The sequence below is a fragment of the Amycolatopsis sp. NPDC058278 genome (assembly GCF_042881395.1).
GTDB lineage: Bacteria > Actinomycetota > Actinomycetes > Mycobacteriales > Pseudonocardiaceae > Amycolatopsis.
Genome location: NZ_JBHVXZ010000065.1, coordinates 46,915 through 56,969, shown reverse-complemented (window position 1 = coordinate 56,969; position 10,055 = coordinate 46,915). Strand labels below are relative to the sequence as shown.

At 67.8% G+C, this 10,055-nt stretch carries 4 protein-coding genes; all 4 read right to left on the bottom strand.

The genetic code is table 11. The annotated features are described in order from the left end of the window. Nucleotides 1-2,598, bottom strand: a 2,598-nt coding sequence (locus ACFVYA_RS29735; protein WP_387049646.1) for a caspase family protein, incomplete at its 3' end; no start/stop codon positions are given. Continuing rightward, nucleotides 2,588-3,451 (bottom strand): hypothetical protein, encoded by an 864-nt coding sequence (locus ACFVYA_RS29730; RefSeq protein WP_387049644.1) that lies wholly within the window; start codon nucleotides 3,449-3,451, stop codon nucleotides 2,588-2,590. The genes ACFVYA_RS29730 and ACFVYA_RS29735, both read right to left, overlap by 11 nt. 888 nt (nucleotides 3,452-4,339) lie before the next feature. Next, a complete protein-coding gene (locus ACFVYA_RS29725) occupies nucleotides 4,340-8,506 on the bottom strand; it encodes a caspase family protein (RefSeq protein WP_387049642.1) in 4,167 nt (1,388 codons plus the stop codon). After that, a complete protein-coding gene (locus ACFVYA_RS29720) occupies nucleotides 8,496-9,362 on the bottom strand; it encodes a hypothetical protein (protein WP_387049640.1) in 867 nt (288 codons plus the stop codon). Before ACFVYA_RS29720 ends, ACFVYA_RS29725 begins: the two co-directional genes overlap by 11 nt. Nucleotides 9,363-10,055 lie beyond the last annotated feature (693 nt).

Sequence of the window (10,055 nt, the reverse complement as noted above, 5' to 3'; positions counted from 1 at the left end):
GTCCCAGACCTGCGCGGTGCCGTCGGAGCTGGCGGTGACGGCGACAGGGCGGTCGTCGAGGAGGGTGCAGGCCACCGCGTGCACCATGTCGGTGTGGCCGGTGAAGGTGGTGAGTTTTTCGCTGGTGGCGAGGTCCCAGACCTGCGCGGTGCCGTCGAAACTGACGGTGACAGCGACCGGGCGGCCGTCGAGCTCGGCGCAGGCCACCGCCTCCACCGAGTTGGTGTGGCCGGTGAAGGTGACGTGGAGGGTGTGGTCGGCTTGCTGTCCGGTTGCCCAGCGCGGCTGCCAGGTCAGTGGTGCGGACAGGTCGTGTTGGAGTCGTGGGGCGCGAAAGCGGGCGGCGTCGGCGGCGAGGACCTGGCGACGCCGTAGAGGCGATAGGTGGCGATGGATGTCGGCGGTGCAGCGGTAGACCGCGGCGGTGAGCCTGCCGGTGTCGGTGCTGGTCCGGTGCAAGGCCAGCAGGAGCGCGTCAGGCTCGGCATACGCGAGGTAGTCAGCGTCGGGGATCAGGGCGTCGATCTCCTCTGCGAGGGCGGCGTGGGTAGCGAGGTGTCGCAAGGTGTACGGGTGGGCGCGAGGCCAGTCGCGATGGCCTTCGAGCGTGCGTGGTACGCGGGCGATCAGGACCTCGGCGATGGCGTTGTGGATGGCAGTGGCGTCGATGCCGTCGCGGAGGTGGTCGGCGAGGGCTTGGTGGTAGAGCCGGTAGGTGGAGCGACCGTCTTCGGTGGCTTCCACGACATAGGAGCCAGCATTTTCGCGTAGCCAGAGCAGGTCCTCGTCGGTGTAAGTAGTGCCAGCTGCGCGGGACGCGACGGCGGCCCAGATGTCTTCCCAGGGCAGTCCTTGGCCTTCGGCAAACGCAAGCGGGCGAAGCAGATCCCGGACTTTGGCGGCGTTGTCGCCGAGGCGAGTTTCAAGGTCCCGGTGCATCGCATCGCCGGGATAGGCCGGCAGCGAGCTGTGCCAGGCGGGATCGCTTGGGTCAGCGGCGTGGTCTTGGGCGGCGAGGGTGGCGCTGGTGATCCGCGCGACCAGGAACGAGGGGTGCGCGGCGGTGGCGACAGCGTCAGCGACGGCGCGCAGCAGCTCTGGTGACTGATCGCGGTAGGGGCTGTCGGGATGGGCCTCGAGCAGGCCGCGGGCGGCATAGGTGGTCAGGGCGAGCGGGTCGGCGTAGCGGTCGGCGTCCAGATCGATCGCCTCGTCGCGGCGCAGGCCGAGGCGGTCGAGCAGGAAGTCCCGGGTGCCTAGCAGCATCCGGAGCCGTCCTGCCGCGTGCTCGGCCAGCGGGCGTAGCAAGGTGCGGACGAGGTGGTCGGGGTCGCTGGCTTCGTCGAGGGCATCGATAAGCACCGTCAAGGGCGTGTCTCGACCGCTGAGGTCGTCGAGGAGCCGGCCGGGGGTGTCGGCGCGGGAGTGCATGGAGGCGCTGATCCCGGCCTGCACTTGGTCGGTGGTCAGGCTCTGCGCGTAGATCGCGACATCCACCGCCCCGATTTCCGGGACCGCGGCGGCGGGGAGCGCGAGGCTGTGCAGGGGAACCGTGGCCCGGCGCTGAGGGTGGGTGAGGGTGGCGATGAGGCCGAGGACGGCGGTTTTCCCGGAGCCGGGGTTGCCGGTGACGACCTGCAGCGGCCGCGCCGGGTCGGGGTGCTGCAGCCAGGTGGTGATTTCGAGCAGTGCGGCGTGCCGGCCGGCGAACCACCAGCCGCCGGTGCCGTCGCTGCTGCCGCCCATCGCCCGCACCAGCAGCCGGGTCCGCAGCTCGGTGTCGCGGCGATCGGCCTGGGCCTCGAACTCGCTGGCCTGCTGGATGGCCAGGTCGACCTCCGTCATCCGCGGGTCGTGGCGGGGGTTGGGCAGGAACGGCGGGACCTCGCCGGTCAGCCCGGTCACGCCGTACCCGATCGTCTGGTAGCCAGGCTTGTGAATGCTGGCGTTCATCGCGGTCACGAGCGCATCCAGCGGCAACGCCGCCGGGTTCGATCCGGCGGTCGGCAAGGCGTGGACTGCCTCGCGCAGCAGACGCGGGAATGCGCCGGATCCGGCTTGCTGAGCTGGCTGGGCGGAGGTGATCACTGCCAGCCCGGATCCGGGTTCGTCGCCCCAGCTGTGGGTCGTCGCGGTGATGGCGGCGGCGGTGAGTTCGTTGCCGCCGTGGCCGGAGTAGCAGGTGTCCAGCATCAGCAGCACCCGCCGGACCCGGGTTTTCTGGAGCATTTTCTGAGCTAGCTGTGCGGTGCGCAGCGCGTCCTCGACGTCGTCCGGGTCGGTGTCGGCGGTCAGCAGGACGTGTTCGTGGGTGTCGTCGAGGACTTCGCCATGGCCGGTGATGTAGACGGCCAAGATGTCGTCCGGGTGCCGGGCTCCGTCGCGGCAGAAGGCGCGCAGCAGGCGGGTCAGCTGCTCTCTGGTTGGATCGAGGCCGAGGGTGTGGACGTGCTCGTAGCCCAGTTCGTCGGTGAACAGGGCGATGATCTCGTCGCGGGCCTCGACCAGGCCGGGTCTGTCCAGCTGCGGAGCGTTCGGGTGGTGGGCGATGGCGGTGGCGATCAGGTAGCGGCGCGGGCCTGGGGTGTCAGCAGGCATGCAAGCCGTCCGCGATCGCTTTTCCGGTGAGCTTGTCGGTGAGATAGGCGGTGACGGCATGGGCGTGCGCACCGTTGTGCACGACGGCGTTGACCATCCGCGGCCCGAATCGGGGCCGCAGGTCCTTTTCCAGCGCGACAACGTCGCCATGGTCGGCGATGTTCGTCCAGGCCAGCTCGTCCGAGCCGGGCCAGGCGCCGAGCCCGTCACGAGGGGCCGGATCCAGCCGCCTGAAGATCAGGTGCGCGATCCCCAGCGGCGACCCCAGCGTCACCAGCGCCCGCACCTGATGGCCGGGCATCGCCGCGAGCGTCTCGTACGCGACCACCGATCCGAGCGAGTGCGCCACCACCACCTGGGTGTCCTCGGTGATCAGCTTCGCGACCGTGGCTCGCGCCACCTCCCGCAGGTTCGGGTCCTGCAGGTAGCGGCTGACCTGCTTGAGGTCGAACACCATCGCTCGCAACGCCAGGCCCCCAAAGAAAGGGGAACGGGACAGTTGCCGCAGCGCCGCTTGCACCGAGCCGGGCGCTCGCACGAGCGTGTCCGCCCCCGGCGGCGCGACCTTCGGATCCACCCGTGCGGTCTCCCGCCACCACGCCAGCAGGAGGTCCTCCTCCAGACCGGCGTCGACGTCATTGGCGGTGAAGATGGGATCGCCGACGGCCAGGCGTTGCCCGGCCGGGCGGAACAGGTGCCCGTAGAACGCCATCACGACGTCGCTGGCGCTGACGGCGCCGGAATGGTCGGCGCGAGTGAGCCCGTCGAGCAGGGCCGGCCTCCAGTCACGGAGCAGAAGTTCCTCGCCGGTGGCTTGCTGGCCGATGCCGTGCACGCAGACGATCCGCCCCACCATGTCTCCCCACACGAGAGTGCACCCTGAATGGAGCACTACGGCTAGTGATCGTCGGTCACGCTGGCCCCGTTCCAGTGCAGACTGCCGACCACTCGAATGGCCCAGCGGTCCTGCGTGATCGAAGGACCGGATGCGGGCCAGTTGCGGCAGGGCTTACACAGACCTGGGTGATTGGCGCCGTAAAAGCATGTGTCAAGTTACCGTGGGACAATCGCCGCCATGACGATTGACAATATTTGCTGCTCAATATTTTGAGGTGAATGCCGCCCATGGCGTTTATCGCGTGTCGAAGATGCGGCGGACTGATTAAGGTATTGCCAGCCCTTCCCTTGCGTTCTCGATGGCTAACGGGACGAAGAATAAATAGTCGGGAAAGCCGGGTCCCGTCACACTGTCGTACGATGTCAGCCGCTCGAAGGACGATCTCCATTCGGCTTCCGGCTCGTCCGGCTGCCCGCCTACTAGAAAGAACACGACTGGCCGAAGCGTGGGGTCATAGTGCCAGGCGAGCAGCAAGCTGTGCGTGTGGCTCCAGGAGATGTATCTGGAGCCGAGGGCTGCGGCGCCGGCGTGGCGGGCGACGAGACAGGGTCGGGTTTGTGGACATCTAACGTGGGAGAGAACTTCGACGGCGAGGACGAAGGCGACGGGCCAGACGGCGGCGCCGAGCTGTGGTGGGAGTTGCTGGCTCCAGCCCGGCGAGGTGGCCGTCGGGTGGATGCCGGGTGTGGAGAACGTTGGCGGCGATGGAGGCGAGTGAGCCGAACATGAAGCCGAGCCAGCTGACGAATCGGCCGCCAGGCTCGACGGCGTCGTCGTCATCGGCGGCTGGTGAGCTGGTGTCAGCGGCGCACCCAGCATGGGGCCTTCCGTCATTTACCCGTATCAGGGTTCCGCAACATGGTGAAGGACGATGATGTCCCAGCCCAATGCAAGGATGAGCTCTCTGCTTGGCCCAGTTGCTACAGTGCCGACTTGCTGGAAGTCGAAGACGCCAACTTCGTCTCCCGTGGCAAGGTCCCAAGCTCGCGTGGCGTAGTAGCCGGCGGTGACGGCGATGGGGCGGTCGTCGAGGTGGGTGCAGGCCACTGCTCTCACGCCCTTGGTCAGTTTGGTGAGTTCGGTGCCGGTGGCGAGGTCCCAGATCCGCGCGACGGTGTCATTGTCGGTGGTGACGGCGATGGCCCGGCCGTCGAGGTGGGTGCAGGCCACAGCGCGAACCCGGCTCTTGTGGGCGAGAGTGGTGAGTTCGGTGCCCGTGGTGAGGTCCCAAACTTGCGCGGCGTCGCCGTTGGTGATGACGGCGATGGGGCGGCTGTAGAGGTGCGTGCACGTCACGGCGTTGTCCGACCCGGCGTAGAGGGTGTAGGCGGTGAGTTCGGTAATTTCGGTCCCGGTGGCGAGGTCCCAGACTCGTGCGGCGTCGGTGCCGGTAGTGACGGCAATGGCGCGGCCGCCGAGGTGGGTGCAGGCCACGGCGTTCACCCACCCGCTGTGCATGGTGGTGAGTTCGGTGCCGGTGGCGGGGTCCCAGACACGTGCGAATTCATCGCGGCCGGCGGTGACGGCGACGGGACGGCCGTCGAGGTGGGTGAAGGCCACGGCGTTCACCCACCCGGTGTGCTTGGCGAAGGTGGTGAGTTCGGTGCCCGTGGTGAGATCCCAGACTCGTGCGGTCCCGTCCTCGCCCGCGGTGACGACCACCGACAAGCCTCCGAGCACACCGCATGCCCCGGCCAAAACCGCAGCAGAATGACCCGTAGCTGCGGTCCAGCTCGTGCTCTCGACCGGTAATCGCCAGACTCGTGCGATGTTGCCGCTGGCGGTGACGACTACAGCGCGGCCGTCGACGTCGGTGCAGGCCACCGCCTTCACCGATCTGATGTGTTCGGTGAAGGCGGTGAGTTCGGTGCCGGTGGCAAGGTCCCACACTCGAGCCGTGTTGTCATTACCAACGGTGACGGCAACTGGGCGCGCGTTGAGGTGCGTACAAGCCACGGAATAGATCCACCCGGTATGCCTGGTGAAGGTGGTGAGTGCGGCGCCGGAGGCGAGGTCCCAGACACGTGCGGTGTCGTCGTCGGTCGTGACGGCGATGGGCCGGTCGTTGAGGCGGGTGCAGGCTACCGCCTTCACCCGGCCGGTGTGGCCGGTGAAGGTGGTGAGTTCGGTGCCGGTGGCGAGGTCCCACACTCGGGCCGTGTTGTCATCGCTGGTGGTGACGGCGACGGGGTGGCCGTTGAGGTGGGTGCAGGCTACCGCCCTCACCCAGCCGGTGTGGCCGGTGAAGGTGGTGAGTTCGGTGCCGGTGGCGAGGTCCCACACTCGTGCGGCTTCTTCGTCAGCGGTGACGGCGACGGCGCGGCCGTTGAGGTGGGTGCAGGCGACGTCGTTCACCCATCCGGTGTGCTTGGTGAAGGTGGTGAGTGCGGTGCCGGTGGCGATGTCCCAGACCCGAGCGACGCTGTCGGCGCCGGCGGTGACAGCGACGGGGCGGCCGTCAAGGTGGGTGCAGGCCATCGCATTTACCCATCCGATTCGGTCACTCAGAGTGATGAGCTCGGTGCCGGTGCCGGCGCCGGTGACGAGATCCCACACTCGTATGGCTTCTTCGTCCGCGGTGACGGCGACGGGGTGGCCGTCGATGTCACTGCAGGCCACCGCCATCACGTAGTTGGCATGTTCGGTGAAGGCGGTGAGGAGTGTACGACCAGCTTGCTGGCCCGTTGCCCAGCGCGGTCGCCAAGTCAATGATGCGGACAGGTCCTGTTGGAGCCGCGAGGCTCGAAAGCGGGCGGCATCGACAGCAAGGACTTGGCGCCGTCGTGGGGGCGGAAGATGACGGTGAATGTGTGAGGTGCAGCGGTATACAGCAGCGGTGAGTGCGCCGGTGTCGGTGGTGGTGTGGTGTAGCGCAAGTAGGAGGGCGTCTGGTTCCGCGTGCACGAGATAGTCGGTGTCGGCGAGCAGCGCGTCGATTCTGCCTGCGAGGGCGGCGTGGGTAGCGAGGTGGCGCAGGGTGTATGGGTGGGCGCGTGTCCAGTCAAGGCAGCCGTCGAGCTTACGCGCTACGCGGGAGGCCAGGACCTCAGCGATGGCGCCATGTAGGGCGGCAGCGTCGACGCCGTCTCGTAAGTAGTCGGCAAGGGCTTGGTGGTAGAGCCGGTAGGTGGAGCGGCCATCCTCGGTAGCTTCGACGACGTAGGAACCTGCGTGTTTGCGAAGCCAGAGCAGATCTTCGTCGGTGTAGGTAATTCCGGCGGCGCGCGAGGCAACGGGAGCCCAGATGTCCTCCCACGGCAGACCCTGCCCTTCGGCGAACGCGAGCGGGCGAAGCAGGTCTCGGACCTTCTTGGCCTTGTCATCGAAGCGCGTTTCGAGGTCGCGGTGCATCGCCTCGCCAGGCAATCGGGGAAGGGCCCGGCACCAGCCTGAATCCTGCGGGTCGACGGTCTGGTCTCGGGCAGCCAGGGTGGCGCTGGTGATCCCCGCGACCAGGAACGATGGATCAGCGGCCGCGGCGACGGCTTCCGCGACCGCGCGCAGCCGTCCAGGCGTCTCGCTGCGGTAGGGGCTGTTGGGACTGGCTTCGAGCAGGCACGTGGTGGCGTACGTGGTGAGCGCCTGCAGGTCGGCGTACCGGTCGGCGTCCAAGTCGATCGCGGTGTCGCGTCGCTGGCCGAGACGGTCGAGGAGGAAGTCGCGAGTGCCGACGAGCAGTCGTATCTTCCCGGCGGCGTGGTCGACGAGGGGGCGCAGCAGGCGGCGGGTCAGGTCGTCGGGGTCGGCGGCTTCGTCGAGAGCGTCGATGAGCACGGTCAGCGGCGTGTCTCTGTCGACGAGCTCCTCTAGAAGCTGGCCGGGGGTGTCGGCGCGGGAGCGGACGGCGGTTGCGATACCGGCGAGAACCTGATCGGTGGTCAGGCGCTGGGCATAGATCGCGACGTCCACTGAGGCGAGGGCCGGGACGGCTGCTGCCGGAAGTCCGAGGGTGTGCACGGGAACTGTGACGCGGCGCTGGGGGTGAGTCAGAGAGGCGATCAGGCCCAGCACGGCGGTCTTGCCCGATCCCGGGTTGCCGGTGACGACCAGCAGTGGACGGGACGGGTCGGGATGGTGCAGCCAGGCGGTGATGTCCAGCAGTGCCGTGTGGCGGCCGGCGAACCACCAGCCGCCGGTGCCACTGCTGTTGCCGCCCATCGCCCGGATCAGCAACCGGGTCCGCAGTTCGGTGTCGCGGCGTTCTTCGTGGACTTCGAATTCGCTGGCGTGCTGGATAGCCAGGTCGACCTTGGTCAAGCTCGTGCCGTGTCGCGGGTTGGGCAGGAACGGTGGAACTTCCCCGGTCAGCCCGGCGACGCTGTAACCGATCGTCTGGTGACCGGGTTTGTCGCTGTCGGCGTTCATTGCCCGGACGATCGAGTCCAGTGGTAGGACCGCGGGATTGGATCCGGCGGTGGTCAGGGAGCCGACGGCGTCGCGCAGCAGTCGTGGGAACACGCCAGTTACGGCTTGCTCAGAAGATTGGGCAGAGGTAATGACGGCCAGACCCGATCCATGGGTATCGCCCCATTTACGGGTCATGGACGTGATGGCGGCGGCGGTGAATTCGTCGCCACCGTGGCCAGAGTAGCAGGTGTCTAGCATGAGCAGCACTCGCCGAATCCGCGTCCCGCGGAGCATCTTGCGGGCCAGTTCGACGGTTGGCAGCGCGTCGTCGACGTCGTCGGGATCGGCGTCTGCGGTCAGCAGCATGTGCTCGTGGGCGTCATCGAGAACCTCGCCGTGGCAGCCCAGATAAACGGCGACGATGTCGTCGGGGCGTCGGGCCTCGTCACGGCAGAACGCCCGCAGCTGCGTGGTCAGCTGATCTCCGGTCGGGTTGGGGGCGAGGGAGCTGACATGCTGATAACCGAGCTCTCGGGTGAAGAGGGTGACGATCTGCTTGCAAGCCTCGATGAGCCCGGGTCGGTTCCACTGCGGCGCCTTGGGGTAGTGCGCGACTGCGGTGGCAACCAGGTAGCGTCGCGGCTCCGTGGGATCAGGACGCACCCAGGCCTCCTGCGATCGCGGCGCTGGTGAGCTTGTCAGTGAGGTAGGCAGTGACGGTGTGGGCGTGGGCGCCGTTGTGGACGACGGCGTTGATCACCTGTGGTCCAAACCGTGGTCGGAGGTCTTTCTCGAGTGCGACGACGTCGCCGCGGTCGGCGATGTTCGTCCACTTCAGGTGGTCGGGGCCTGACCAGGTGCCGAGTCCGTCGTGTGGGGTCGGGTCGAGTCGGTCGAAGATGAGGTTGGGGATCCCGAGCGGTGACCCCAGGGTGACTAGCGCGCGGACTTGGTGGTCCGGCATCGCGGCGAGGGTCTCGTAGGCGACCACCGATCCGAGTGAGTGTGCCACCACCACCTGTGTCTCCGCGCTGATCAGCTTGTTGACCGTGGCGCGGGCCTCTGCTCGCAATTCCTGGTCTTCGAGGTACTGGCGAACCTGTTTGAGGTCGAACACCAACGCCCGCAGCGCCAGACCACTGAAGAAGCGTGATCGGGACAGTTGCCGCAACGCCGTCTGTGCCGAGCCTGGCACTCGTACCAGCGTGTCCGCCTCCGGCGGTGCCACCGTCGGATCCACCCGCGCGGCTTCCCACCACCACGCCAGCAGGAGGTCTTCCTCCAACCCGGGCTCGACATCGGCCGCAGTGAACATCGGATCGCCGACGGCCAGCAAGTCGCCGGCGGGGCGGAACAGGCTCCGGTAGAACCCCATTGCCACGTCGTCGTCGGCGGTGGCGGCGTGGCGGTGGCCGGCGCGGGTGAGCCCATCCAGGAGGGCAGGCGTCCAGTCACGCAGCAGCGACTGTTCCCCGGAGATCTGCTGTCCGATGCCGTGCACGCATACGATCCGCCCCACGACGCCTCCCAACGCGAGCGCACCAGCCTACGGGTGCGCCACGGCTAGTGATCGCTTGTCGCGCGGCGGCTGTTCCGGCGCAGCGTGCCGTCCACCCGAATGGCGCACCGGTAAACCTGACTGGCCTCGTCGGGGAGTCGCGATCGTCCCTGCGCCTGCTCGTATCGATGAGGTCACCAGCAGCGAGTCAGACCTCCAAGACGTTTCCATGAGGTCCCCGCACAGTCGGACGTGCGTGCGACTACGGATTGAGTGGCCTCTCGGTAGCTGCTTCGGAGGCATTGGGACGGCGGTGCCGGAGGGCGGCGCCCCGGGCCATGGGGAGGGGGAGGCGGCGCGCGCGGGCTTCACGTAGGGCTCGGGCGGCTGCGATGAGGTCGTGACAGCCGCCACGCTTGTAGACCTTCCAGAGGAACATGAGGGTAGCCAGCAGGCTGAGGAAGGCGCACCCGCTTGTCGCCGCGACCACAATCGCAGTCGTCGTCACGTCGATCATCTGTGTGTCCTTTCCCCGTCGTCGCCGGCAGGAAGGCTCAGAACGGCGGTTCGGAATCCAGAATGAGCTCGACATCGAACCCGGCGCTAATGGTCGGTGTCACCCCGCTCGCTTGGCAGGTGCTCCGCTCCGCCGCTAGGGCAACCACACGCCCTTCGGCGAGTGGTCGAATGCTTACCGCCAGGCCGCCTCTATCG